Below are 26,579 nucleotides of genomic sequence, written 5' to 3'. Positions count from 1 at the left end.
GCCCTCACCGCTGCCCGAGCCGGATGCGCGGGTCGAGCCACGCGAGCATCAGGTCGGAAATGAGCATGCCCACGACCGTGAGCAGCGCCACGAACATCAGGATGAAACCGGCGAGGAACTGGTCCTGCGATTTCAGCGCCGCGAGCAGGATCGGCCCGACCGTGGGCAGGCTCAGCACGAGCGACACCAGCACCGACCCTGAGACGAGGTGCGGCAGGAGGTTGCCGATGTCGGCAATGAACGGGTTGAGCGCCATGCGGAAGGGATATTTGAGCAGCGCCCTCGTCGGCGGCACGCCCTTCGCCTTCGCGGTAATGTAATACTGCTTGCCGAGTTCGTCGAGCAGGTTGGCGCGCATGCGCCGGATCATCGCCGCGGTGCCGGCGAGCCCGATGACGATGGTCGGCACGATGAGGTGCTGCAGGAGCGAGACGAACTTGCCCCAGCTCCACGGCGCATTGGCGTATTGTGCGTCGAAGAGCCCACCGATGGAAATGCCGAACCAGCGATTGAAGTAATAGAGCAGGATGAGCGCAAGCAGGAAGTTCGGCGTGGCGAGGCCGATGTAGCCGATGAAGGTGGCGACATAGTCGCCCCAGGAATACTGGCGCGTCGCCGAATAGATGGCGATCGGGATCGACATCAGGTGGACGAAGACGACGACGGCGAGGTTGACGAGCAACGTCAGCCACAGGGCGTCGCCGACCACGTCGCGGACCGGCTTGTCGTATTCGAAGGACCAGCCCCAGTCGCCCTGCAGCAGGCCGGAAAAGCCGGCCGGACCCGGCCATATGCCGATCCACACGAGGTATTGCTCCCAGGCGGGCCTGTCGAGGCCGTATTGCTTGATCAGGAACTCGGCCTTGGCGGCGGAGGCTGCCTCGCCCTGCGCCCTCAGCTCGGCGATCTGGTTCGAGAGAAAGTCGCCCGGCGGCAGCTTGATGATGAGGAAGACGAGGGCGCTGATGACGAGGAGCGTCATCGCCATCGTGACGAGTCGGCGGGCGAGGAAGCCGATCATTGCACGCTCGCCACGCGCCGGTCGGCGCGGTCCCAGAAGACTTCGTCGATGCGGTAGATGCCGCCGAGCGCCGTCGGCTCCCAGCTGTAGATCGGGTTCCCGGCGAGATTGGTGAGCCCCTGGCGCACCACGACGGGCTGGATGGCGCCGGCCACGGTGCCGATGCTCCACTGGTTCTCCGCGTGCAGCGCCAGCATCTGGCGCCAGATGGCGGCCTTCTCGCCCTCCTCGTCGGAAGCGAGCCACTCCTCGTAGAGCTTCATGAGCTTAAGCGGGTTCTGCATGTCGCAGGCTTCGCCCACCCGGCCCTGCGTCTCCACATACTGGCCCCATTTCGGCCAGGCGTAGTTGTCCTGCCGCACGGGGGCGAGCTCGGCCGGCGGCATGGCCGGGGTCGGCATGGCGTTGTCAAGGCCGGTCGAGGCCACCATCACGGGCAGGCCGGCGTAGGCGCGGTTGCGGAGCACGGTGATGTCCTGCGGCTTGATGAAGAGCTTGACGCCGATCTCGCGCCAGAACTCGGTGATGAGCTGCAGGGCGTCGATCGCCATGGCCGCTTCGCCGTTCACCTCGACGACGATCTCGAGCGGCCGCCCGTCGGGCAGCAGCCGCGTGCCGTCGCCGTCGCGCTGCGTCAGCCCGATCTCGTCGAGGAGCCTGCCCGCCTCGGCCGGGTCGTAGGTGCCGAAGCGATTCCGGAAGGAAGGCTCGAACAGGCGCGAGCCCTCACGCACGGTATTGTTGCCCTCCATGCCGAGGCCGAAGAACAGCGCGTTGTTGATGGTGCGCCGGTCGATGCCGAGGGAGAGCGCCCGGCGGAAGCGGACGTCCCGGTTGAGCTTGCGCCAGACCGGGTCGGTCACGGTCAGGTTGGGATAGAGGGCGACTTCCGAGCCGCGCGCGATGGGCCAGAGCATCGTCTTGTAGCCCTTGGCCCTCTCCCCTTCCTTGAGCACGGGGATGTCGGCCATGGTCAGGCCGCGGGCGAGGAAGTCGACCTCGCCGGCATTGGCCTTGGCCGCCATCAGACCGCCGGAGGCGACGTCGATGACGATCCGGTCGATATAGGGAAGCTGCTGCCCCGCGGCGTCGACGCGGTGATAGTAGGGGTTGCGCTCGAAGACGAAGCGGCTCGCGGGGGCGGCATTCATCACCTTCCAGGCCTGCAGCGTCGGCAGGTCCGGGTTGGAGTTCTCGAACATGTCGTCGAGGCGGTTGTGCAGGGCCGCCCAGGACTTGAGCTTGGCCCGTGCCGCCGCCTGCGCCAGCGACGCCGGATCGGTATATTTCGCGTGGAAGGCCTTCATGTAGTGCGCCGGGCGGTAGATGAAGGGGTCGCGCGGCGCGGCGAGCATCGGCAGGAAGCGAGGATTGGGCTTCGACCACGAGTAGCGGACGGTGAACTCGTCGAGCACGTCGAAACGTGGGCGCTCGCCATCGACGATGAGGAAATCGGGTGGCCCCTGCGGGCTCAGGTGCTTGTTCAGCGCCACGTCCTCCCACCAGTAGCGGAGGTCCTCGGCGGTGAAGGCGCGGCCGTCCGACCAGCGGTGCCCGGGGCGGATGTGCAGGGTGAAGACGCGCTCCTCCTCGACATCGACCCGTTCCAGAAGATCGGGCTTCAGGTCGAGGTTCTCATCGTAGCCGACGAGACGCGTGTAAGCGTAGACGGAAACATAGCGGATGTCGCGCGCCTTGCCCACGAGGGTCACCATCTCGCCGCCGGGCGTGCCGATGCGCTTGCCGCGCTCGGCGAGATCGACGACGAGGGGCCGCGCCGGTACCCGCTCCGCGACCGGCGGCAGCGCTCCCTTCGCCACCTGCTCGGCGAAGAAGGGGGTCTCGCGATAGGCCGGCGCCTGCGCGGCAGCGGGAAGGGCGGCGAGGACAATGACCGCGAGCGCGGCTCCAAAGATCGCCGCACGGCGGATCGGACGGTGGTGCCCGGCGCCGGTTCGGCGCACCGGGTGCGGCGGGCTCATGCGCGGCAGCACGCTCATCACGCCGCCTCCCGGGCATGACCGGCCGCTATGCGCACGCGATGGCCGGGCTCGACCTCGCGCATGACACCGGCGCTGCCTGCGACGAGCCGATAGGGCTCCGGCCAGTCGGAGGGATCGGAGAAGCGGTCGCTGCGCAGCTTGTCGAAATCCAGCGGATGGTCGAGATCCGGGCTCGGAACGGCGGCGAGGAGCGCCTGCGTGTAGGGATGCCGCGGGTTCCTGAACAGCGTCGCCTTCGGTGCCTCCTCGACGATGTAGCCGCGGCACATGACGGCAATGGTGTCAGCGATGTAATCGACGACCGCGAGATTGTGGGAGACGAAGAGGTAGGACAGGCCGAGAGCCGCCTGCAGGTCCTTGAGCAGGTTGAGGATCTGCGCCTGCACCGAGACGTCGAGCGCCGACACGGGCTCGTCGCAGAGCAGGACGCGCGGCGACAGGGCGAGCGCCCGGGCGATGCCGAGCCGCTGGCGCTGTCCGCCGGAGAAGGAGTGCGGATAGCGGCGCAGGTGGCGCTTGTCGAGACCGACGAGCTCGATGAGCATCTTCGCCTTGGCGAAACGCTCCTCCGGGGTGCCGAGCTCGTGGATGACGAGCGGCTCGGTGAGGATCTCGTAGACCGTCATGCGCGGGTTGAGCGACGAGAACGGATCCTGGAACACGAACTGCACCGCGCGCCGGTAGGCGAACAGGTCGTCGCCGTCGAGGCCGTGCACGTCGCGCGGGCCCGTGCCGTCGTCGAAGAGCACGCGGCCGGTGTCCGGCGCCATCGCGCGCATGATGATCTTAGAGACGGTCGTCTTGCCGCAGCCGGATTCGCCGACGAGGCCGAGCGTCTTGCCCGGGGCCAAGGTCAGGCTGACGTTGTTCACGGCCTTCACGTGGTGGGTCTGGCCGAGGAACCAGCCCGAGCGCAGCGTGTAGCGCTTGGACAGGCCCTCCGCCTGCAGCACCGGCCCGGCCGGCTTCGGACGATGCAGCTTCGGCGTGGCCGCGATGATGCCGGCGCTCGCCACCTCGCGCAGAGGCGTCAGCCGCTCGCCCGGCGCCATGCCGAAGCGGGGTACGGCGTGCATGAGCGCCTTGAGGTAGGGGTGCCGTGGATCGTGGAAGATCTCCTTGCGCGAGCCCGTCTCCATGATGCGGCCGCGATACATGACGACCACATCGTCGGCCATGTTGGCCACGACGCCGAGATCGTGCGTGATCAGGAGGATGGCCATCCCCGTCTCGGCCTGGAGCGAGCGCATGAGGTCGAGGATCTGGGCCTGCGTCGTCACGTCGAGGGCGGTCGTCGGCTCGTCGGCGATGAGCAGCGCCGGGCGGCAGATGAGTGCCATGGCGATCATGGCGCGCTGGCGCATGCCGCCCGACAGCTCGAAGGGATAGGTCACGAAGGCGCGCTTGGGATCGGGAAAGCCGACGTGCGCGAACACCTCCTCCGCCGCGGCGCGTTCCTCCTCCGGTGACACCTTGCGGTGCAGGCGAAGCGCCTCGATCACCTGGTTGCCGATGGTGTGCAGCGGCGACAGCGAGGTCATCGGCTCCTGGAAGATCATGGCGATACGGCCGCCGCGCAGGGCCCGCATTGGCGCGCCGTCCGCGGCGAGCGCCGCGATGTCGGTGGGGCCGCGGCCGTTCGCCGGATCGTCGAAGAGGATGGCGCCGCCGGCGATGCGCGCCGCCTTCGGCAGGATGCGCAGGATCGCCTGCGCCGTGACGGATTTGCCCGACCCGGACTCGCCGACGAGCGCCACCGTGCGTCCACGCGGAATGTCGAACGAGATGCCGTCGACCGCACGGAAGGTGCCGCCGTCGCTCGCGAAATCCACCACGAGGTCGCGGATCGAAAGAAGCGGCTTGCCCGCCGTCGCCCCTGCCGTCACGGTCGGTGTCCCCTTTGCACCGAGTGGCGAAACATTAGACGATTACGAGGTGATGACGCCATATTTTGCAAGCCGTCGCGCGGGCCCTCGCGTCGATCGTCTCCGGTCATGACGAGAATCTGATGATGGCCTGACGGCGCCGAGCCCGTACCGCGCGCGTCCCCTCCGGGCGTGCCCGGGACGACCCTCCGCACCGCACCGGCCCTGGTCGCGCCGGGGCCGTGAACAGATGCGGGTGCAGCGGCTAGGCCGGACCATCGACGCCGCTTCCCGCCGACGGAGCGGCAAAGACCTCGCGTGCCGCATGGATGCGAACCCCTGCGTGCCGGCAGAGACGCTCGATCAGGCGCTCGCAGAACGACCAGATCGCCTCGTCATGGACGAGATGGTGGGTGAGGAGACCGATCGGCTCGAGAGTATCGTCGGCACGGCGGCGGGCCGCGATCGCCCGGACCAGCCCGTCGAGCAGCATGTCCTCGGCGACGAGGCTGCGGCTACCGTGCCAGTCGACCGGATCGAGATGCGTGTTCACCTGGATGAGCCCTGGGGCGGCCTCGGTTGCCGGCCGGTCGCGGAAGGTGGACAGCCCGCAGAAGCCGAGCGCAGGCAGTTCGGCGACGAGTGCCGGCGCGATGCGGTTCCAGGGCGGCACGAAGATGGGCAAGAGCCGGGCTCCGAAACGCTCGCGCGCGGTGGCGAGCGCCCGCTCGGCATCGGCGACCAGCGCGGCCGTCGGCCGATGGGCGCCGAACTCCGCCTTCTTCTCGTCTGCCGGGGCATGGTTGCGGTGGGAGAGGCCGTGCACCAGCGGGCTCGCCAGAGGTTCGTCGGCCAGCCGCTCCGCCAATGCCCGCGTCGCAGCGGCGGGGATCGCGGCGAGCGCCACCGGCGCGGCGTGACGGCGGGCGAGGGTCAGGAGACGGTCGAGGGCCGGCGTCGGCGCCGTCGCGTCGTCGTCGCGCCACCAGAAGGCGAGCGTGTCGCCGGACGCCACCGCCGTGGCCAGCGCATCGTCGAGGCGGCGCCACGCGCTCTCCGCGCTGTTCGCGGCGAGGGCGGGCGCGGCCAGGCCTCCCCGCCGCCTCGCGAATTCCTCGACGAGGCGAACCGTCGTCGCGAGCCCGCCGCAGTCGATCGCCGTCGCCTCGGGTGGAGGCAGGGCGAGGGCCGCACGCACGGCGCGGGCGAGATTGCCGGCGGTCAGCTCGCCCTGCGGCAGGACGGTGACGAGGCCGTGGCTCGCCAGACGGTCGGCGCGCAGCCGCTGCTCGGTCTCGTTGCCTTCCTCGAAGGGTACGAGCACCGCTTTCACGCCGGTGCCGAAGAGGTCAACGACGGTGTTGTAGCCCGCCTGGCTCACCGAGACGGCCGAGCGGCCGACGAGAAGGGGAAAATCCGGGCGGGCGCGCTCGACGACGAGGTTGTCCGTGGCGCGCGCCGCGACGGCGGCGAAATCCGCCTGGACCACGCCTGCGCCGAGGAGAAGGCGCCAGCGCTTCTCGCGCACGAGGCGCGCCGCCTCCGCCGCGGCGCGGTAGAGCGGCAGGGCGGCGGCGCTGCCCCCGCCTGAAACGACGATCTCGTCGCGGCCGTCGCCGGCGGGTTCGTCGTCCTCTGGCGCCGGCTCGCCGACGTAGCCCGTGTAGCGCAGGAGCGGGGCAAGGGTCGCATCGAGCGGCCAGGAGGCCTCGAGCGGCAATATGGCCGGATCGCCGTGCACGAGCACGCCGTCGTAGTGGCGGAACAGGCGCCGGTGCGCCTCGGCGATGCGTTCGGGCTTGGCCGGCGCGACCAGCACGTCGCGCACGGAAGCGAGGGTGACCGGGCGCGGTCGGCAGGCCTCCGCCGCGGCGAGGAGGGCCATGAACTCGTCCGCGAGCATCCGCCGCCCGAAGGGGAAGAGTTCGGTGACCATCACGTCCGGTCGCATCCGGGCGAAGATGGCCGTGAGCTCGCGGCGGCGTTCGGCGAGGAGCGCGGAGGAGGCCGGACGACCGTCCTCGTCGAGGAGTGTCGAGAAGGCTGTGCCGGCGGAGCGCACAGGCGGCAGCTGCACGAAGCGCAGCCGTCCGGTGCGTACGAGCGGCGCCGGCATGCCGCCGGACACGAGCGTCACGTCGTGGCCTGCCGCGGCGAGCGCGCGGGCGATCGCCGCCGCGCGGGCGAGATGGCCGACGCCGAGCAGATGCGTGACGGTGATGAGGACACTCAGGCTCATGCCGTCGGCTCCTCGGCGAGGAGCGGCAGAAGCGCGCGCCGCAGGATCGCTGCGGCGCCCGCCACGGTGCGCTCTTCCGCAATGAAGCGTCGCGCGGCCGCGGCCATCGCCTCCCGCCGTGCCGGCGCGGCGAGGAGTCCGCGCACGGCATCGGCGAAGACGGCGGCATTGCCTGGCTCGACGAGAAGCCCCGTCTCCCCGTCGCGCAATGCGTCGGCGACGCCGCCGAAGTGGCCGGCCACGACGGGGCAGCCGCAGGCCTGTGCCTCGAGGAAGGCCATGCCGTAGGCTTCGTTGACGGCCGGCCACAGGAAGAGGTCGGCCCCCGCATAGAGGCGCGCGAGCACGGCCTCCTCTCCCACCAGTCCGCGGAAGGTCACGCGCCCGGCCAGGGGGGCGAAGAGAGCTTCCACCTCCGACCGCGCCTCGCCGTCGCCCACGATGGTGAGATGCCATGCCAGATCCGCAAGGCTGGCGAGGCTCTCGGCGAGCAGGCGATAGCTCGCGAGCTTGTCGCCCCGCCGCATCATGGCGACGGTGAGGAGGTGGGCGCCCCCTGTGGGCGGCCGTCCGGCGCCGGCGGCATGGCAGGGCCAGTCGATGAAGGGCGGCAGGGCGACGAGGCTCTGGCGCGCCGGGCGCGCTGCTTCGAGGGCCGGCCGGTCGGCCTCCGTCATGACGAAGATCACGTCCGCGGCATCGAGCGCAGCCTCGGCCGCCTGGTTGGCGATGGCCCAGGGGCCGCGCGCGCGCTTGGCCGCGCGCGACCCTTCCGCCACCACGTAGGGGATGGCGAGCGCGCGCGCGACGCGCGGCCCGATCCAGTCCGGGGCCTTGTAATAGACGTGGTAGGTGAACCACAGCCGCGGCCGCGCCTCGGGCGCGAGCGCGCGATAGACGGCAACGAGCCGCTCCGCTTCGGCGCGGCCCTCGGCCGCCAGATGCTCCTGCGCCACGGCATCGCCGACGAGGTCAAGCGTGCGCAGGTGGCTCGCGAGGCCCGGCACGAAGCCGGCCTGCGTCAGGGCCTGCATCAGGAGCTGCGCCATGCGGCGGTCGCCCGAGGGCGAGGGGTGGTCGGGCGCCTTCAGCGGCGCGTAGAAGGCGATGGGGAAGCCGCCGCTCACGGGGCCGTCGCCTCCGCGGGCTCCCGGTACCCGTCCGCGAGCGGCATCTGCCCGAGCGAGTGGCGCAGCCGTGCCTCGATGAGGTCGAGGCCGGCGTCGATGGAAAAGGCCTCGCGCAGCCGCGCGTGCGCGGCCCGGCCGAGGGCGGCGCGCCGTGCGGGCTCGCGGGCGATGAGATTGAGGGCGTTGGCGAGGGCCTCCCAGTCGCCGGGCGACACGAGCACGCCCTCGCGGCCATCCCGCACGAATTCCGGAATGCCGGCGAAATCGCTCGCCACGATGGCGAGTTCCTGGCTCGCCGCCTCCATGACCACGTTCGGCAGACCGTCCTGGTCGCCCGAGCGGGCGCGCTTGGCCGGCAGCACGAAGACGTCCGCCTCGCGCATCAGCGCGATCACCTCGGGCTGGGCCTTGGCGCCGAGGAACGCGACCTTGCCGGCGACGCCGGCTGCCTCGGCCTGCCTCTTCAGCGCGCCCAGCATCTCGCCGCCGCCGATATGGGCGAAGCGCCAGTTGAGGTCCTCAGGCAGCGCGGCGAGGGCGTTGAGCAGGTCGTCGAAGCCCTTCTTCGCCACTGCCCGGCCCACCGAGACGATGCGCACGGGATCGGCCGGGTCCGAGCCGTCGCGCGCCGGCCGCTGCGGGGGGCTGGGAAAGCGCGACAGGTCGAGCCCGTGATAGGCGAGGGCCACGCGCGCAGGGTCCGCCGGCGGGGCGAGCATGGCGAGATGCGCGTGGCCGGCGGCCGTGCAGGTGACGCCCCAGGCGGCTTCCGCGATCTTCTCGCGCTTCTCCCAGTCGGGCGTCGTCCAGATGTCCTTGGCATGGGCCGAGAAGGACCAGGCGAGCCCGCGCAGGATGGCGGCATAGCGCACCACCGACGCCGGCGTGTGCAGATAATGCACATGCAGGTGGCGCACGCCGGCGGGCAGCTCCCGCGCCATCACGCAGGCCTGACCGAGCCGGCGCCCGCGGTTCGGAGTGGGGTCGCGCTTCAGATCCTGCAGGAAGATGCGGATAAGCCGGCGGAACCCCGGCTGGCGCAGGCTCCACAGGAGGCCGCGCAGGACGCGCAGGGGCTCCTGGTAGAGATACTCCGGAAGATAGGTGGGGCGCGCCCGGATGCGCTCGTGCATCGGATGCACGACGCGCTCGGTCGGGTGGCGAAGCGACCAGATGTCGAGGGGCAGCCCGCGCTCCTCGAGCGCCAGGATCTCCTGCGCGATGAAGGTTTCCGACAGGCGCGGATAGCCCTTCACCACGACGGCGATGCGGCCGATGTCGGAACGAGGACCGGTCACACGTTTCTCTCAGCCATGCTCATCATCCGCGGATGGTCGACAGCGGTGGGCCGCCAACGGGCAGCGAGGACGCGCGCTCACTCTGCGGCCTCACTTATGGCGATGCGGCGGGGGCGCTCGGCCAGCCAGCCGGCGAAACGCCGTTGGATGACGTCGAGCCCGTCGAGGAGACCCGGCACGATGACCTGCGAGGGGCGCTTCTGCGCCGGCAATGCCCGCAGGGCCGCCGCCATGCGGGCCGGATCGCGCTCGGCCTCGTCGTCGACGAGCATGCGCACGAGGCCCAGGCGCTCGGCGTGCATGGCCCGGATGTATTGTTCGAGCCGCGGGCTCGTGCGCGGCACGATCAGGGCCGGCTTGTCGAGCGACAGCACCTCGCAGAAGGTGTTGTAGCCGCCCATGGCCACCACCGCCGTGGCCCGGTTCATGAGATATTCGAGCTTGGTGTCGAAGGCGATGGCGTCGAGCTTCGGGTGCCGGGCGATGCGCTCGGCGAAGCTGCGCCGCCGGTCGCGGTTGATGAAGGGGCCGAAGACGATCACGGCCGGCAGGTCGAGACCGGCATCGGTCTCGTAGGCGGAGATCACCCAGTCGATCAGGTCGTCTCCGTCGCCGCCGCCGCCCGTCGTCAGCAGGATGAAGGGGCCCTTGGTACTCTTGGGATAGCGCATGAACCCGGGCTCCTGCGGCAGGCTGCGCCGCAGGTAGCCGGTATAGGCGATGCGCTGTCGGACCTCTCCAGGCAGGGCGAGGCCCGACAGCGGCTCGTAGATCTCCCTGAGACCGTAGACCCAGGTCTCGTCGTAATAGGCGGCGAGGGCGTCGACCGCGCCCTTGCGCTCCCACTCGGGCACGAGCAGCGCCGGCTCGTCCATGACGTCCCGCACGCCGAGCACGATGCGCGTGCCCCGCTCCTTCAGCCGCTCGAGCGCCGGCACGATCTCGCCGCGAAAGCCGGTCGGCTCCTTGTCGACGATGACGAGGTCCGGGCCGAAGGTGTCGGCCGTCTGCTGGATGATGGCCGCCCGCAGGCCGACCGCCTCGTCGAGCTCGACGTTGAGGTTGAGGCTGCGATAGTCACCGTTCGGCAGCTTCACCACGCCGGGCACGCGCACGTAGTCGACGCCGGAGCCGAACTCGAAATTGCCGATGACCGGCGAGCCGGAGATGATGACGACGGATACCCCGGGCCGGTCCGTCACCAGCGCGTTGGCGATGGCGCGCGAACGGCGCAGATGCCCCAGCCCGAACGTGTCGTGGCTGTAGATGAGCACCCGCGCGCTCTCCGACCCGCCGCCGGCCGATCCCGCCCCCTCTACCCTCGTCGCTGCCGCCATAGGCAGGCTCCTGGCAACCGTGCCCCCAAGGAAATGGGCAAGGAGGTGCCGCGATCGTGAACCCCCTCACCCACGCCATATGGATCGCTGGGCCGGCAGAATGGTACCCATCGCCGGAGCAGCCGATCCGAAATCCAGTAGCTGTACCCTGACCGTCACCGATGTGCGCCACCACCGCTGCACGGGATCCGCGGCAGGGTGGCCCACCGGAGCGGCGGGTTATGGAGCGTTCCCGCGTGCTCGTCTATCTTCTAGCATGCCGATTTGGGGACGCATCCCCTTTCTGGCAGGCGCCGTGATCCGGTCCCGGCCTGGCGCCAAGAGCTGGAACGGCCGCGGTCGGACAAGGAGAAAGGCTTGGAGAAGAGCCTCTTTCGCTACATCTGGCGACACACGCGGCGCGAACAGCTGGTGATCTTTGCCGCGGTCCTCGCGTCGCTGCCGTTCTATTTCTGGTCCCTCGACCTGCCCAAGCGCATCGTCAACGAAGCGATTCAAGGCGGCGCGTTCAAGGACGGCCGGGCGACGGCGACCTTTCTCGAGATCGGCGCGACCCCTCCAGCCCTTTTCGGGGGCGGGCCGCGCGTCACCTTCTTCGAAGGCTTCACGGTCGGCCAGCTCGGCCTCCTGTTCGGCCTGTCGACGTTGTTCCTGGTGCTCGTCCTCGTCAATGGCGCCTTCAAATACTGGATCAATGTGGCGAAAGGAGCACTGGGGGAGCGCATGCTGCGGCGCATGCGCTTCGATCTCTTCTCGCTGACATTCAGATTCCCGCCCGAGACGCTGCGCACGGTCAAGGCGTCAGAGACGGCAACCATCATCAAGGACGAGGTCGAGCCCATCGGCGGCTTCATCGGCGATGCCTTCATCCAGCCGATGTTCCTTGGCACGCAGGCCGCGACCGCGATGCTCTTCATCCTGCTGCAGAATGTCTGGCTCGGCATCATCGCGGCCTCGATCGTCGGCATCCAGTTCGTCGTCATCCCGCGCCTCAGGCGCGTACAGCTGCGTCTCGGCAAGGAGCGGCAGATCGCCTCACGCAAGCTTGCAGGCCGCGTCGGCGAGATCGTCGACGGCATGGAGGCCGTGCACGTGCACGACGCCACGGCCTGGGAGAAGGCCGAGATCGGCGAGCGGCTCTTCCACCTCTTCGATCTGCGCTTCCGCATCTACAAGTGGAAGTTCGCGGTCAAGTTCCTGAACAACCTGCTCGCGCAGATCACGCCGTTCTTCTTCTACTCGGTCGGCGGCTATTTCGCGCTCAAGGGCAAGCTCGACATCGGCCAGCTTGTCGCCGTCATCGCCGCCTATCGCGAGCTGCCGCCGCCGCTCAAGGAACTGATCGACTGGGATCAGCAGCGCCTCGACGTGCAGATCAAGTACGATCAGATCACGCAGCAGTTCGCGCCCGAGCGCCTCATTCCCGAGGAGGTCTTCGCCGGCGCCGAAGCCGATGCCGAGCCGCTGCGGGGCCCGCTCGTGGTCAAGGACCTGCGGGTCATGGACAGCCACGGCTCGCCGCTGGTCGAGGGCGCGTCCTTCGCCTGGGACCTGCCGGCGCGGATCGCCCTCGTCGGGGACGGGGGCGGCGGCCCGAGCGTGCTGGCGCGGGTGCTGGCGCGGCGGATCGACGATTTCACCGGCCAGATCTCGATCGGCGGGCGGGATCTGAGGCGCCTGCCGGAAGCGGTGACGGGCCGTCGTCTCACCTATGCGGGTGTCGATCCGATCCTCTTTCCGGGGACCCTGCGGGACAACCTCGTCTATGGGCTGCGCCACAGGCCGGTGCGCCCCGGGGCCGCTGGGGACGACGCGGAACAGCGCCGGCGCCGGCTCGAGGCCTCGCGCACCGGCAACCCCGAGGCGAGCCCGGACGACGAATGGATCGACTACGCCGCCCTGGGCCTTGAGGGTGCGGACGAGCTCGATCACCGGCTGCTCGAGGAGCTGGCGCTCGTCGGCATGCGCGATGACGTCTATCGTTTCGGCCTGTCGGGCCGGGTCGATCCGGCGCGCTATCCGCATCTCGCGGAAAAGCTCGTCGAGGCCCGCGGCCTCCTGCGCGCCAAGCTTGCCGACCGCGACATGCGCCAGCTGGTCGAGCCCTTCGATCCCGCGCGCTACAACAACCAGGCGACGATCGGCGAGAACCTCCTGTTCGGCGCGTCGGTGGGCGGCGCCTTTGCGGGGCGGGCTCGCGCCGTCAATCCGCTGGTGCGGCGCGTGCTCGACGCCGAGGACCTCACCGACGAACTCGTGCGCATGGGGGGCGACATCGCGCAGACGATGACGGAGATCTTCCGCGGCCTGCCGCCGGGGCACCCGCTGTTCGAGCAATTCTCCTTCATCGCGGCGGACGACCTGCCCGAATACGAGGACATCGTGCGTCGCTGGGCAACGCGGCGGGCGTCGGGCCTGACCCGCGAGGACCGCAACCGCCTCCTCGTCCTGCCGCTCGACTATGTCGAGCCGCGGCATCGCCTCGGGCTCATCGACGACGTGCTGAAGGCGCGTATCGTGGAGGCGCGGATGCGCTTCCGCCGCGAGCTGCGCGGCACACTCTGGGAGCAGGAGGTCGAGCTCTACGACGCCGAGCGCGTGTGCGGCGCCGCGCCGCTCCGGGACAATCTCCTCTTCGGACGCGTGGCGCACGGCATCGCGGATGCGCGCGAACGGGTGACCAAGGTCGCCGGCGAGGTGATTTCCGAACTCGGCATGCGCGACGACATCGCCCGGGTGGGGCTCGACTTCCAGGTCGGGCCGGGCGGACGTCTGCTCACGGCCCAGCAGCGCGCCAGCGTCGCGCTCGTGCGTTGCCTGGTGAAACAACCGGACATCCTCGTGCTCGACGGCGCCCTCGCGTCCTACGGCGACGCGCAGGCGGCAAGCCTCCTCGCCACGATCACCGAGGCCTACCGCGGCCGCAGTCTGGTGGCCGTCCTGCGCGACGAGGCGCAGGCGGCCGACTTCGATATCCTCGTGCGCTTCACGGGCCCCCGACCGCAGCAGGTCCGCGGGCCGCTGGCGCCCGCCGCCGAGGGCGGCGAGGCGGGTGTCGGCGCCGGCACGGTCCAGCAACCTCTGCGTGATAGCGACAAGGCAACAACAGAACCGGAGTTTGAGAGGCAGACGCCATGACGCTCGACACCGAAGTCCAGTCCCTGCGGCAGGTGCCGATGTTCAAGGACATCGACCCCGCGCGCCTGAAGCTCCTCGCCTTCACCAGCGAGCGCGTGACCTTCGCGCCGGGACAGCGCTTCTTCTCCCAGGGCGACCTTTCGGACGCCGCCTACGTCATTCTCGAAGGCCGCGCGCACGTGATGCTCGAGGCCCCGACGGGCGTCATCAAGGTCGCAGAGCTCGGCCGCAACGATCTCGTTGGCGAGATGGGCATCCTGTCCGAGACGCCGCGCTCCGCCACCGTGCTCGCCGATACGGACATCATCGCGCTGCGCATCGACAAGCGCGTGTTTCTCGAGCTGCTCGGCCAATTCCCGCAGATGTCCATCGCTGTCATGCGCGAGCTCGCCAAGCGCCTGGAGCGCACCAACGCGCAACTCGCTGGCCGCGCTTCCTGAGCCGGGCCCGGTCCGCTCCGCCCCCGCAGCTCACGCGGCATCACGATTGCCCGATGGCTGCTGTCGCTTGCACCGTCGCGCGGTAGATTGGCCTCGCAATTCGCGCCGAGTGGACGGACTGGATGACGCTCTCGCAACTGCAGGACAGCCGCGGCGCGCGTCTCGCGGGCAGGCTCTTCGGCCGCTTCGGCCGCCTGCCGGCACGCGTCCAGGCCATCGTCGATGGCGAGACACAGGCGGCCGAGATCCTGTCGGCCTGGCTCGTCTTCGGCATCGTGCTGCTGCTCGGCCTCCTCTATCTCCTGACGCCGAAGGCGCTCGACGCCGTCAGTGAGCTGCGCCCGGTACCGATCGCAGTCTCCATCGGCCTGATGCTCGGCATGCTGCGCCTGACGCTCGCGCACACCGGCCGCATGCACGGCATCGCCGTCACCTTGTTCACCGTGGCGGATTTCGCGCTTCTCTACGGCCTCATCTGGACCTTCCATCTGCAGTACTGGCAACCTCCCGCGTTCTCGCTCAAGGCGCCGAGCTTCCTTTTCACATTCCTTCTCATCGCCGTGCGCACGCTGCGCTTCGAGCCGCGCGTCGTCGTCATGGCCGGGCTGACTGCCGCGATCGGCTGGGCCGTGATGGCATGGCTCGTCTTCACCGATGCGCGTTCCGCCGTGACCCGCGACTTCGTCGTCTACATGACCTCGAACGCGATGCTCATCGGCGCCGAGGTTGAGAAGATCGTCGCGATCCTCCTCTTCACCGCCGTGCTCACCCTGTCGATCGCGCGGGCGCGGCGGGCGCTGCTCACGGCCGCCATCGGCCACACCGTCACCGAAGATCTGTCGCGCTTCTTCGACCCGGAGATCGCCGAGCGCATCACGCGTGCCGAGGAGCTTGCCCCCGGGCGCGGCGAGACCCGCGCGGGGGCTATCCTGATGACCGACATCCGCGGCTTCACGACACTTGCCGCCCGTCTGCCGCCGAGCGAGGTCATCCGCCTCCTCGTCGCCTACCAGCGCCGCATGACAGCCGTGATCACGGCGCACGGCGGCACCATCGACAAGTTCCTTGGAGACGGCATCCTCGCGACCTTCGGCTGCGCCCACGAGAGCGCGGCCGCAGCCGCCCAGGCCCTGCAGGCGATGCTCGACCTCGACGCCGAGGCCGAGCGCTTCGCCGCCGAGCTTGCGGCCGAGGGCAGGGAGCCGGTCGAGATCGGTATCGCCGTCGCCGCCGGCCAAGTGATCTTCGGGACTGTCGGCGATGGGGACCGGCTGGAATTCACGGTGATCGGCGAGCCGGTGAACCGCGTCACCAAGCTTGAGAAGCACAATCGCCGGCTCGGTGCCCGCGCCGTCACCGACAGGAACACCTTCACCCTTGCAGAGGCGCAGGGCTTTGCCGGCGCGGCCCTATTTGCGGCAGCGCCCGGCGAGCAGGTGCCGGGCATCGAAGAGCCCCTCGATCTGGTCTATCTTCCGCGCCGGGATGGCGGCCGGAGCAGAGCCGACGGCGCGGCGCTCGAAGGGGGGCGACCGGCGTGACCGAGACGGCGGAACGCCACGAGGACAGGGCGGTGTCGGCAGCCGGGCGAGCGGGCCTGCGCATCGACCGCCAGCGCCTGCGCCTCGCCTCGGGTCTCGTGCTCTTCGCCTTCGCGGCGACCCATTTTCTCAACCATGCGCTCGGGCTCGTCGACGTCACGTGGATGGATGCTGCGCAGGCCGTCCGGCGTGCCTTCTGGCGCTCTCCGCCCGGCACCGTGCTGCTCTACGGCGCGCTCGTCCTCCACGTCGGGCTCGGCCTGTTCAAGCTCGTCCGGCGCAACACCTGGCGCATGCCGCTGTGGGAGGCTCTGCAGATCGGCCTCGGTCTGCTCATCCCGGTGTGGCTCATGCAGCATGTGGTCGCCACGCGTGGCATGAACCTCGCCTTTGGCATCGACGATACCTATACGCGCGAGCTGCGCATCCTCTGGCCGTCGACCGCGCTGCAACAGACGCTCCTGCTCTACATCGTCTGGCTGCACGGCTGCATCGGCATTCACCACTGGCTCAACACCAAGTCGTGGTACGAGCGTTGGGCGCCCTGGCTGCTCGGCCTTGCCGTGCTCGTGCCGGTGACGGCCACGGCCGGCTGGATCGAGGCGGCACGGCGTCTGGAGGAGTTCGAGTTCGAGGCCCCAGCCTGGACGCGCGAGCAATTCTTCGCCGCCCAAGGCATGATCAACCGCGGCCATGTCCTGCTCATCGCCCTGGCGTTGGCGACGGTGCTCGCCATCGCGGCGCGTCGCGTGGTCACGCGGCTCGGGGGCGGCTTTCTCGTGCGCTACGCAGGGGGAAGGGTCGTCCGCGCCCGTCCCGGTCCGACGCTCCTCGAGATCAGTCGGGCGAACGGCATTCCGCACGCCTCGGTCTGCGGCGGCCGGGGGCGCTGCACCACCTGCCGTGTGCTGGTGACCGACGGCGCTGACCAGTTCCCGGCGGCCGAAGGGGCCGAGGCGGCGGCACTCGCGCGCATCAGCGCGCCCGAAGGCGTGCGCCTCGCCTGCCAGATCAGGCCGCAACGTGACGTGACGGTGCGCAAGCTCGTGCCCGTTGTGCCAGCGGAGCCGACCGGGCGCGCCCGCGACCCCTATCGCTGGGGCGTCGAGCGACGCGTGACGGTGATGTTCGCGGACCTGCGCGCCTTCACGACGCTCGCGGAACAGCTCTATCCCTACGACTCCGTGTTCCTGCTCAACCGCTATTTCGAGGTGATGGGGGAGATCATTCGCGGCAGCGGCGGGATGGTCGACAAGTTCCTGGGCGACGGCATCATGGCCCTCTTCGGCGTCGATCCGGCCCCAGGGGCCGGCAGCCGTGACGCCATCGTCGCTGCGCGCGCCATGCAGGCGGCGCTTGCCGAGCTCAACGCCGAGTTCGCCATGACCCTGCCGCAGCCCCTGCGGATGGGAATCGGCATCCACACCGGCCCTGCGGTCCTCGGCCGTGTCGGGTCGGCCGCTGCCGGGGGAACCGATGCCGCGCTCACTGCCCTCGGCGACACGGTCAATATCGCAAGCCGGCTCGAGACCTTGACGAAGGACTATGGCTCCCTCGCCGTCGTGTCCGAGGCGACACTCAAGGGGTCGGGCTTTGCGCTGCCCGGCTGCGACGTGCACGAGATCGCCGTGCGCGGCCGCAGGGAGCGGATCCATGTCTATGTCGTGCCGGATTTCGCGCTCCTCGCGGAGGCGCCTGCGAAGAAGGTCGTCAGCACCTGACGAGGAGCCACTCGTCCGTTTCCGGGACTTCGCGTCGCGGGTCGAGGCTGGCGGCATCGTCCGTGCGCCATTCGGCGCCGGCGCTTGTCACGGCGTGGGCGCCCCAGCCGCGGAAGGGTGCAAGAGCAGCCGCCGTCCTGCGTATGATCTCATTGGCGTCGAGGCCGCGGCCGGCGGCGAGGATCCCCGGATGCAGGGACAGAAGGACCGCCGCCTCCGATCGGTCCATGAGCGGGCCGAGATGGGGCAGGAGATCGTATTCCGCCCCTTCGATGTCGATCTTGACGAAGCGCCGACCGTCGCACGGCAGCAGGGCCGCCAGTTCGGCCGGCGTGATCGTCTCGGCCGACCAGGTCGTGGGCGCGCCGGCGAGGAGCAGGCTCGACATCGAATCACCGGGCTTGCGTCGGGCACCGAAGGTCACGGTGCCGGCATGGGGATGGATGGCGCGGTCGATCACCGTGATGCGCTCGGCGAGCGTCGGATTGGCGGCGAGATTGCGCGCGAGCTGATCGAGCGCCGCCGGATCCGCCTCCACGGCGAAGACGCGCGCGCCAAGGGCTGCGGCATAGAGCGCGGTCGGCCCGACCCAGGCACCGAGGTCGACGAAGACGGTGTCGCCATCGAGCCAGCGATCGAGCACGGCCAGGGTGCCGGGTTCCCAGAGGCCGGCGGCGACGCGGTCCCAATAGGTCGGCTGGTCATCGGCGACCGCGAGGGCGACAGCGCCCATCTTGACCTCTCGTGCACCCAAGGCGAGCCTCCTCCTGCGGAACACGAGAGATAGGCCCTGCTCCGGCGCGGGGCGAGGGGGCGGTCATGGATCTGGGCGCGCGGCTGCGGGGCAAGCGGTTGTTCGTCACCGGCGCCTCGGGCGGTCTCGGCGCCCATTTCGCCACGCTCGCCGCGCGCCACGGCGCCGCCGTCGTGGTCGGCGCCCGCCGGCGCGCACGGCTCGACGCATTGGTGGCAGACCTCGGCGGGCTCGGCGCGGCGGCCGCCGTCGCCGTCGATCTCGATGTGGCGGACGAGGTCTCCGTTGCCGCAGCCCTCAGCGCGGCCGAGGATGCCGTCGGGCCCCTGGACGTCGTGGTGAACAACGCTGGCATCGGCGGGGAAGGACGTGCGGCCGTCGAGACCGCGGCGAGCGACTTCGATGCCGTGATGGCGACGAACCTGCGGGGCGTCTGGCTCGTGGCGACCGAGGCCGCGCGACGCTGGCGCGCGGCGGGAAGGGGCGGAACGATCGTCAACATCGCCTCGATCCTCGGGCTGCGGGTCGCAGGCCACGTGGCGCCCTACTGTGTGTCGAAGGCGGGCGTCGTGCAGATGACCAAGACGCTGGCGCTCGAGTGGGCGCGGCACGGCATCCGCGTCAACGCGCTCGCCCCGGGCTACATCGAGACCGACATCAACGCCGGCTTCCTGGCGAGCGAGGCGGGCCAGGCGCTCCTCAAGCGCATCCCCATGCGCCGCGCCGGCACGCCGGACGACCTCGACGGCCCCTTTCTTCTGCTAGCGACCGATGCTTCCGCCTGGATGACCGGCTCCGTGGTGACCGTCGACGGCGGTCATCTCGTGTCGTCGCTGTGACGGGGGAGTTCGGGGACAAGCGCTCCGATGGAGGTGACACGCCATGGACTTCACCATCTCTCCCGAGGTCGACGACTTGCGAGCCCGCATCGCCGACTTCGTCGAGCGCGAGCTCATCCCGCTCGAGCCGCATCCGGCGAGCTACGACGAACACGAGAATATCCGTCTCGAACTGCTCGACGAGTTGCGGGACAAGGCGAGGGCCGAGGGCCTGTGGTGCCTGCAGCTTTCGCCGGAGTGGGGCGGGCAGGGCCTCGGCAAGGTCGGCATGGCGGCCTGCTACGAGGCGATGAACCGCTCGCTCTTCGGCCCCGTGGTCTTCAACTGCGCCGCCCCGGACGATGGCAACATGATGCTGCTGGAGGCGGTTGGTACCGAGGCGCAGAAGGAGCGCTGGCTGAGGCCACTGGCCGAGGGGGCCGTGCGCTCCGCCTTCGCCATGACCGAGCCGCATCCCGGCGGGGGCTCGGATCCCACGATGATCCGCACGCGGGCGGAGCGGCGCGGCGACGCCTACGTCGTGCACGGCCGCAAGTGGTTCATCACCGGGGCCGAGGAGGCGGCGCATTTCATCCTGATCGCCCGCACCTCCGACGACGCGCGCCGCGGCCTTACTGCCTTCCTGTTCCACAGGGATGACCCCGGCTGGCGCATTCTGCGGCGCATCGCGATCATGGGCCCGGAGGAGCACGGCGGCCATTGCGAGCTGGAATTCGACGGCCTGCGGATCCCGGCCGAGAACGTGCTTCTCGGCGACGGCGATGGCCTGAAGGTAACGCAGATCCGCCTCGGCCCGGCGCGGCTCACCCATTGCATGCGATGGCTCGGACTTGCCAAGCGCTGCGTGGAGATCGCGCAGGCCTATGTCGCCGAGCGCCAGAGCTTCGGCGTGCGGCTCGCCGACCGCGAGAGCGTGCAGATGATGCTCGGCCGGCTCGCCATGAACATCGAGATCGGCCGCCTGCTCGTCATGAAGGCCTCCTGGGAACTCGACCGCGGGGGCTTCGCCCGCAGCGAGATCTCCATGGCGAAGATCCACGTCGCCGACACGCTGCACGAGGCTGCAGACGTCGCCATCCAGCTCAACGGCGCCCGCGGCTATTCCAAGGACACTGTGCTCGAATGGATCTACCGCTACGCCCGTCAGGCGCGGCTCGTGGACGGTGCGAGCGAGGTGCACCGCATGGTGCTCAACCGCTTCCTGAACGAGCGTGGCCGCGACTTCTGGTCCTGGCCGGTAGCGGAAGGGTGAGCGCGCCGGCGGGTTCGCGTCGCTGCCGGTCGGGTCGCAGCGGGCGCCTTGCAGAACCTGCCGGCCGGCCGGGGCAAGTCGTCATGCGCAAGGCGCATCGCCCGTTTCGCCGGCGGCGGCTTGAGCACGGGGGAGGGAGCATACATTCTGTGCTCTGCATACAGGGATGACGGGGTGAAACGCATGCTGCTCGGCGTGATCGCGGACGACTTCACGGGGGCGAGCGACATCGCCAACACCCTGGCCAAGGGCCTGCCCGGCAGCGGCGGTCTCGCGACCACCCAGTTCCTCGGCGTTCCCTCCCGCCCCGCCGCGGTCGATTGCGAGGCAGGAGTCGTCTCGCTCAAGAGCCGGTCGATCCCGGTGGCCGAGGCGGTCGCCCAGTCGCTGGCCGCGCTCGCCTGGCTGCGGGCTCAGGGCTGCCGGCAGATCGTCTTCAAATACTGCTCGACCTTCGACTCGACGCCGGCGGGCAACATCGGCCCGGTGGGCGAGGCGCTGGCGAAGGCTCTCGGGGCGCAAGGGGTCGTCGCCTGCCCGGCCTTTCCGACGACGGGGCGGACGGTCTACCGCGGCCATCTCTTTGTCGGCGACCGGCTCCTCAACGAGTCGGGCCTGGAGCACCACCCGCTCAATCCCATGACCGATGCCGACATCCGCCGCTGGCTGGCGCGCCAGTGCGAGGAGCCGGTCGGCCTCGTCGACTGGGGCACGGTGCGTCGCGGGAGCGACGCGATCCGCGCCGCGCTCGCGGCCGCGGCCACACGCGGCGAACGGCTCGTGATCGTCGACGCGCTTTCGGACGAGGACCTCGTCGCCATCGGCGCCGCCTCTGCCGAGGCGCCGCTCGTCACCGGCGGTTCGGGGATCGCGCTCGGCCTGCCGCAGAACTTCATCGCAGCGGGGCTCGCGAGCGGCCGGCGCCCCGCGTTCATCGGCGTGGGCGGGCCGGAGGCGATCCTCGCCGGATCCTGCTCGCGCGCGACCCTCGCCCAGATCGAGCGGCACCGCGCCGGTCATCCGGTCCTCCCCATCGACGTCGATGCCGTGATGGCCGGGCGCGTCGCGGTTGCCGACCTCGTGGCCTTCGTCCGCGGGCACGCGGGCAGGGCGCCCCTCGTCTTCTCCTCGGCATCGCCCGAGAAGGTGGCCAGGTTACAGGCGGCGCATGGCCGCGAGGCCGTGGCAACGAGGCTCGACGGGCTCTTCGCCGAGACGGCACGAGCCCTCGTCGCCGGCGGTATCCGCCGCCTCGTCGTTGCCGGCGGCGAGACGTCCGGGGCGGTCGTCTCGGCGCTCGGGCTCGATGCGCTCGCCATCGGCCCGGAGATCGATCCGGGCGTGCCGGCGCTCGTCGCCGACGGCGAGAAGCCGCTGGCGCTGGCGCTGAAGTCCGGCAACTTCGGGGCGGAAGATTTCTTCTCGAAGGCGCTCGCCGTGCTGGGCGGCGCGCCGGCGCGCGGAGAGGCCGCATGAGCGGGGCGGCGAGCGAAGCGCGCACGCGCGAGACGATCGTGCGTTTCGCGCGCTCGATGTTCGAGCGGGGTTTCACCGTCGGCTCCTCGGGCAACATCAGCGCCGCGGTGGAAGACGGGCTGCTCGTCACGCCGACGAATGCCTGCCTCGGCTTCCTCGACCCCGCGCGCATCGCCAAGCTCGATCGGGACGGGCGGCACATCGCCGGCGACCCGCCCTCGAAGGAGGTCTTCCTGCATCGCGCCTTCTACGAGACGCGGCCGGGCACCGGCGCCGTGGTGCACCTGCATTCGACCTATGCCACGGCGATCTCCTGCCTCGCCGACACCGATCCGGACGACTGCATTCCTCCGCTCACGCCCTATGTCGTCATGCGCGTCGGGCGCGTGAAGCTGCTGCCCTACGTGCGTCCCGGCGACCCGCGCATGGGCCACATGATCCGCGCGCTGGGCGGCAGCCACGCCGCCGTCCTCCTCGCCAACCACGGCCCCGTGGTGGCGGGCAAGGACGTGGAGACGGCCGTCTACGCTGCCGAGGAACTGGAGGAGACGGCGAAACTCGTCCTCGTCCTGCGCGGTCAGCCGGCGCGGCGCCTCGATGCGGCGCAAATCGAGGAACTGGAGCGTGTCTTCAGCCCGCCGCGCTAGGCAGACCGCAGCACCTCCGGCTTGGCCGACGGCCGGCGCGCCGGAACCACCGCCCACTCCCGATCGACGGACGCCCCATGCCGAGCTTCTCCGCAAACATCGCCTTCCTCTTCGCCGACCGGCCGTTTCTCGACCGCATCGACGCGGCGAAGGCGGCGGGCTTCGACAAGGTCGAATGCCACTTTCCCTACGAGTTCCCGATTCCCGTCCTGAGGGAGCGGCTTGCGCGGGCGGGCGTTGCCATGACGGGTCTCAACACGGCGCCGGGCGACGTGGCGCGCGGCGAGTGGGGGCTTGCCGGCATGCCAGGGCGCGAGGCCGATTTCGCGGTGCACTGGAGCGACGCACTCGCCTATGCGCAGGCGCTGGGCACGGGGAAGATCCACGTCATGGCCGGCGTGGTTGCGCCGGAGGCCCGGGCGGCGGCGCTCGACACCTATGTGGCGAACATCCGCCGGGCGGCGCGCGAGGCCGCGGCGGCGGGCGTCACCATCCTGCTCGAGCCGCTCAACGTGCGCGACAAGCCGGACTATCTCGTGTCGCGCTCGGACGAGATCGCCGACCTCATCGCCCGCGTCGGCGAGGCTAACGTGAAGCTCCTCTTCGATGTCTACCATGTGCAGATCATGGAGGGAGACCTGATCCGCCGCCTGGAAAGGCACCGGGATGTCATCGGCCACGTGCAGATCGCCGCCGTTCCTTCCCGCCACGAGCCGGACGAGGGCGAGGTCGCCTACCGCGCGATCTTCGACGCGCTGGAGGCGATCGGCTATCACGAGCCCATCGGCCTCGAATACAGGCCGCGCGGCCGCACGGAGGACGGGCTCGGCTGGATGAGGGCCCTCGGAGTGGCGTGAGAGAGCCCGCTGCGGCGGTGAACTCTCCCGCATTCCGATGTCTCGCCGTCAGGCCGCCTTCGCCGGCTCGTCATTGAGGTGGCAGGTCGAGAAGCGCCCGGGCGCGACCTCCTTCAGCATGGGCTTCTCTGCCTTGCAGCGGGGCATGGCGAAGGGGCAGCGCGGATGGAAATGGCAGCCCGACGGCGGGTGGAGCGGCGAGGGCAGCTCGCCCTTGAGCGCCGAGAAGGTCTTCTTCTTCGGCTCGAGCCGCGGCACCTCGGCGAGGAGGGCCTGGGTGTAGGGGTGGTTCGGCTTGCGGAAGAGCTCTTCCGCCGGCGCGAGCTCGACGATGCGGCCGAGGTACATCACGGCGACACGGTCGGCGATGTGCTCCACCACGCCGAGGTCGTGGCTGACGAAGAGATAGGTGAGGCCGAGCTCCTCGCGCAGCTTCATGAACAGGTTGAGCACCTGCGCCTGGATCGACACGTCGAGGGCCGCCGTCGATTCGTCGCAGACCACGACCTTGGGATTGACCGCGAGCGCCCGGGCAATGCCGATGCGCGCCCGCTGGCCGCCCGAGAACTGGTGCGGATAGCGCTTGCGCGTCGCCGGATCGAGGCCGACGCGCGTCATGACCTCGCAGACGTAGGCATCGACGTCGCGGCGCGTGACGAGGCCGTGCACCACCGGCGCCTCGCCGATGATGTCGACGACGCGCAGGCGGGGGTTGAGCGAGGCCATCGGGTCCTGGAAGACCATCTGCACGGCGAGCTCCGCCGCCCGCCGCTCGCGGCCGTGCAGGGTGGCGGTGTCGGCACCCTTGTAGCGGACCGTGCCCTCGCTCGGCGGATAGATGCCGGCGACGACGCGTCCGAGGGTGGACTTGCCGCAGCCCGACTCGCCGACGAGGCCGACGACCTCGCCCTCGGCGATCTCAAGGTCGATGCCGTCGACGGCGCGCACGACCTGGGCTTCGAGCCGCGAGCCGAGGAGCCGGGCGATCTTCTGGGCGGTGTCGAGCGGCTTGACGAAGCGCTTCGACACGCCTTCGAGCGACAGGATGGGAGTGGTCACGCGGCGGCCTCCGCGGTCACGAGCGGGTGGAAGCAACGGTGCATGCGCGCCGTGCCGAAGGCGACGACCGGCGGGTCGTTGCGGCATCCGGCGTCGGCGCGCGCGCAGCGCGGGGCGAAGGCGCAGCCGGGTGGCAGCTTGGCGAGGGAGGGCGTCATGCCCGGGATCTGCGAGAGCGGCACGCCGCGCCGGTTGCGGCTCGGCACGGAACCGATGAGCCCGGCGGTGTAGGGGTGGGCCGGGTTCTCCAGCACGTCGGCGACGCTGCCCTGCTCGACGATGCGCCCGGCGTACATGACGGCGACGCGGTCGGCGAGGCCGGCGACCACCGACAGGTCGTGCGTCACCCAGACGAGCGCGGTGCCCGCCTCCTGGGCGAGTGTCTGCACCTCGGACAGGATCTGGGCCTGGATGGTGACGTCGAGGGCGGTCGTCGGCTCGTCCGCCACCAGGAGGGCAGGCCGGTGCAGGAGGGCGATCGCGATGGCCACGCGCTGGCGCATGCCGCCGGAGAACTGGTGCGGATAGGAGGCGAGGCGCTCGTCGGGCGAGGGGATGCCGACCTTGGCCAGCGCGTCGCGCGCCTTGGCGCGCGCGGCCTTGTGCGACACCTTCTCGTGGGCGGTGATCGCCTCGATCATCTGGGTGTCGACACGCAGCACCGGATTGAGCGTCGTCATCGGATCCTGGAAGATCATGGCGAGCCGCTTGCCCCTCAGGCGCCGCAGCTGCGCCTCGCGCATCCGCGTCAGATCCTCGCCTTCGAGCAGGATGGAGCCCGAGGCGATGCGCCCGGGGGCGTCGATGAGACCCAGAATGGCAAGCCCGGTCACCGACTTGCCGGAGCCCGATTCGCCAACGAGGCCGAGCACCTCGCCGCGATCGACGTGGAAGCTCACGCCATTGATGGCCGTGAGCACCCCGTCGCGGGTGGCGAACTCGACGACGAGGTCGCGGACTTCGAGGATGGGTTGGGATGTCATGTGAGATCTCCCGTCGCGGTGCGATCGGCCGCGTGCAGCATCACCGCGACAGCCTCGGGTTCAGCACGTCGCGCAGGCGGTCGCCCACCAGGTTGATGGCGACGATGGCGAGGACGAGCGCGACGCCGGGGAAGGTCGAGATCCAGTACTTGCCCGAGAGCAGGTAGTCGTAGCCCTTGGCGATCAGCATGCCGAGGGAGGGCTCCGTCACCGGCACGCCGACGCCGAGGAAGGACAGCGTCGATTCAAGCGCGATGGAATGGGCCACCTGCACCGTCGCCACGACGATGAGCGGCGGCAGGCAGTTCGGCAGGAGATGCCGGAAGACGACCCGGTTCTTCGGCAGGGCGAGGCAGCGCGCCGCCTCGATATATTCGCGCCGGCGCTCGACGAGGGCCGAGCCGCGCACCGTGCGGGCGTAATAGGCCCATTGCACGATGACGAGGGCGATGACCACCTTGTCGACGCCGCGGCCGAAGACGGCGAGCAGCACGAGGGCGACGAGGATCGCCGGGAAGGAGAGCTGCAGGTCCACGACGCGCATGACGAGGGTGTCGACGCGCCCGCCGGCATAGGCCGCGACGACGCCGATCGAGGCACCGAGGGCGCAGGCGATGACGGTGGAGACGGCCCCAACGCCGAGCGAGATCCTGAGCCCGTAGAGGATGCCCGAGAGCATGTCGCGCCCCTGCTCGTCCGTGCCGAGCCAGAAGGTATAGCCGGCCAGGCTCTTGGCGCCGGGCGCGAGCGTTCCGTCCATGATGTCGAGCTGCGACAGGTCGTAGGGGTTCTGCGGCGCGATGAAGGGCGCGAGCAGGGCGAGAAGCACCATGGCGAGGAGCGTCACGAGGCCGGCGACGGCCAGGGGGCTCTCGAAGAAGGCCGCGACGTGCCGTGCGAGCAGGCTCTCGCCCTTGTCCGGCGTGGCGGCCACGGCGGCCTCGGCGGCCAAGGTTGTGGTTTCGGCGTGATCGCTCAT

At 70.2% G+C, this 26,579-nt stretch carries 20 protein-coding genes; 9 read left to right on the top strand and 11 right to left on the bottom strand.

Going from position 1 to position 26,579, the window contains the following annotated elements; genetic code table 11:
- Positions 1 to 4 precede the first annotated feature (4 nt).
- From QNA08_RS14555 to QNA08_RS14525, 7 genes are all read right to left on the bottom strand, one after another.
- Positions 5 to 1,021, bottom strand: coding sequence for an ABC transporter permease (locus QNA08_RS14555; protein ID WP_283741455.1), 1,017 nt, complete (start codon positions 1,019 to 1,021; stop codon positions 5 to 7).
- The gene (locus tag QNA08_RS14550; RefSeq protein WP_283741454.1) at positions 1,018 to 3,021 is read right to left on the bottom strand and encodes an ABC transporter substrate-binding protein; all 2,004 of its coding nucleotides are present in this window, start codon (positions 3,019 to 3,021) and stop codon (positions 1,018 to 1,020) included. Before QNA08_RS14550 ends, QNA08_RS14555 begins: the two co-directional genes overlap by 4 nt.
- A complete protein-coding gene (locus QNA08_RS14545; protein ID WP_283741453.1) occupies positions 3,021 to 4,910 on the bottom strand; it encodes an ABC transporter ATP-binding protein in 1,890 nt (629 codons plus the stop codon). The genes QNA08_RS14550 and QNA08_RS14545 overlap by 1 nt, the downstream gene beginning before the upstream one ends.
- Positions 4,911 to 5,154: 244 nt before the next feature.
- A complete protein-coding gene (locus tag QNA08_RS14540) occupies positions 5,155 to 7,128 on the bottom strand; it encodes a glycosyltransferase (protein ID WP_283741452.1) in 1,974 nt (657 codons plus the stop codon).
- Entirely contained in the window at positions 7,125 to 8,255 is a 1,131-nt protein-coding gene (locus tag QNA08_RS14535) for a glycosyltransferase family 4 protein (protein WP_283741451.1), read from the bottom strand. Before QNA08_RS14535 ends, QNA08_RS14540 begins: the two co-directional genes overlap by 4 nt.
- Positions 8,252 to 9,556 carry a glycosyltransferase gene (locus QNA08_RS14530; RefSeq protein WP_283741450.1) on the bottom strand — a complete coding sequence of 435 codons (1,305 nt, stop codon included), beginning with the start codon at positions 9,554 to 9,556 and terminating at the stop codon, positions 8,252 to 8,254. The genes QNA08_RS14535 and QNA08_RS14530 overlap by 4 nt, the downstream gene beginning before the upstream one ends.
- Before the next feature lie 77 nt (positions 9,557 to 9,633).
- Positions 9,634 to 10,893 (bottom strand): glycosyltransferase family protein, encoded by a 1,260-nt coding sequence (locus QNA08_RS14525; RefSeq protein WP_283741449.1) that lies wholly within the window; start codon positions 10,891 to 10,893, stop codon positions 9,634 to 9,636.
- Positions 10,894 to 11,250: 357 nt separating this feature from the next.
- Between QNA08_RS14525 and QNA08_RS14520 the strand changes: the two genes are divergently transcribed.
- The 4 genes from QNA08_RS14520 to QNA08_RS14505 all read left to right on the top strand — a co-directional run bounded on the left by QNA08_RS14520 (position 11,251) and on the right by QNA08_RS14505 (position 17,733).
- Complete coding sequence (locus tag QNA08_RS14520; protein ID WP_283741448.1) at positions 11,251 to 14,031, top strand: ABC transporter transmembrane domain-containing protein; 2,781 nt, start codon at positions 11,251 to 11,253, stop codon at positions 14,029 to 14,031.
- Positions 14,028 to 14,471: a Crp/Fnr family transcriptional regulator gene (locus tag QNA08_RS14515; protein ID WP_283741447.1), complete on the top strand. Its 444-nt coding sequence runs from the start codon at positions 14,028 to 14,030 to the stop codon at positions 14,469 to 14,471. The genes QNA08_RS14520 and QNA08_RS14515 overlap by 4 nt, the downstream gene beginning before the upstream one ends.
- 122 nt (positions 14,472 to 14,593) lie before the next feature.
- On the top strand, positions 14,594 to 16,012 hold the full coding sequence (locus QNA08_RS14510; protein ID WP_283741446.1) for an adenylate/guanylate cyclase domain-containing protein: 1,419 nt from the start codon (positions 14,594 to 14,596) through the stop codon (positions 16,010 to 16,012).
- Positions 16,009 to 17,733: an adenylate/guanylate cyclase domain-containing protein gene (locus QNA08_RS14505; protein WP_283741445.1), complete on the top strand. Its 1,725-nt coding sequence runs from the start codon at positions 16,009 to 16,011 to the stop codon at positions 17,731 to 17,733. Before QNA08_RS14510 ends, QNA08_RS14505 begins: the two co-directional genes overlap by 4 nt.
- Here QNA08_RS14505 and QNA08_RS14500 read toward each other — a convergent pair.
- Positions 17,723 to 18,466 carry an FkbM family methyltransferase gene (locus QNA08_RS14500; protein WP_283741444.1) on the bottom strand — a complete coding sequence of 248 codons (744 nt, stop codon included), beginning with the start codon at positions 18,464 to 18,466 and terminating at the stop codon, positions 17,723 to 17,725. The genes QNA08_RS14505 and QNA08_RS14500 overlap by 11 nt on opposite strands.
- 86 nt (positions 18,467 to 18,552) lie before the next feature.
- Here QNA08_RS14500 and QNA08_RS14495 point away from each other — a divergent pair, with 86 nt between their 5' ends.
- The 5 genes from QNA08_RS14495 to QNA08_RS14475 all read left to right on the top strand — a co-directional run bounded on the left by QNA08_RS14495 (position 18,553) and on the right by QNA08_RS14475 (position 23,558).
- Complete coding sequence (locus QNA08_RS14495; protein WP_283741443.1) at positions 18,553 to 19,326, top strand: SDR family NAD(P)-dependent oxidoreductase; 774 nt, start codon at positions 18,553 to 18,555, stop codon at positions 19,324 to 19,326.
- 43 nt (positions 19,327 to 19,369) lie between these two features.
- Positions 19,370 to 20,578, top strand: coding sequence for an acyl-CoA dehydrogenase family protein (locus QNA08_RS14490; RefSeq protein WP_283741442.1), 1,209 nt, complete (start codon positions 19,370 to 19,372; stop codon positions 20,576 to 20,578).
- A 183-nt stretch (positions 20,579 to 20,761) separates the two neighbouring features.
- A complete protein-coding gene (gene otnK / locus QNA08_RS14485) occupies positions 20,762 to 22,054 on the top strand; it encodes a 3-oxo-tetronate kinase (RefSeq protein WP_283741485.1) in 1,293 nt (430 codons plus the stop codon).
- On the top strand, positions 22,051 to 22,701 hold the full coding sequence (gene otnC / locus QNA08_RS14480) for a 3-oxo-tetronate 4-phosphate decarboxylase (protein ID WP_283741441.1): 651 nt from the start codon (positions 22,051 to 22,053) through the stop codon (positions 22,699 to 22,701). Before otnK ends, otnC begins: the two co-directional genes overlap by 4 nt.
- A 77-nt stretch (positions 22,702 to 22,778) precedes the next feature.
- On the top strand, positions 22,779 to 23,558 hold the full coding sequence (locus QNA08_RS14475) for a hydroxypyruvate isomerase family protein (RefSeq protein WP_283741440.1): 780 nt from the start codon (positions 22,779 to 22,781) through the stop codon (positions 23,556 to 23,558).
- Between the two features lie 48 nt (positions 23,559 to 23,606).
- On the opposite strand, the gene QNA08_RS14470 is transcribed toward QNA08_RS14475, so the two are convergent.
- Genes QNA08_RS14470 through QNA08_RS14460 form a run of 3 tightly spaced genes read right to left on the bottom strand, consistent with a single transcriptional unit; the run spans position 23,607 to position 26,579 of the window.
- The gene (locus QNA08_RS14470; RefSeq protein ID WP_283741439.1) at positions 23,607 to 24,617 is read right to left on the bottom strand and encodes an ABC transporter ATP-binding protein; all 1,011 of its coding nucleotides are present in this window, start codon (positions 24,615 to 24,617) and stop codon (positions 23,607 to 23,609) included.
- A complete protein-coding gene (locus QNA08_RS14465; protein ID WP_283741438.1) occupies positions 24,614 to 25,600 on the bottom strand; it encodes an ABC transporter ATP-binding protein in 987 nt (328 codons plus the stop codon). Before QNA08_RS14465 ends, QNA08_RS14470 begins: the two co-directional genes overlap by 4 nt.
- Positions 25,601 to 25,640: 40 nt before the next feature.
- Positions 25,641 to 26,579, bottom strand: a complete 939-nt coding sequence (locus QNA08_RS14460) for an ABC transporter permease (RefSeq protein WP_283741437.1) — start codon at positions 26,577 to 26,579, stop codon at positions 25,641 to 25,643.

Origin of the sequence: Chelatococcus albus, assembly GCF_030067675.1 — a bacterium.
Lineage (GTDB): Bacteria > Pseudomonadota > Alphaproteobacteria > Rhizobiales > Beijerinckiaceae > Chelatococcus_A > Chelatococcus_A albus.
The sequence above is the reverse complement of the archived record's forward strand: the minus strand, read 5'-3'. Positions and strand labels throughout refer to the sequence as shown.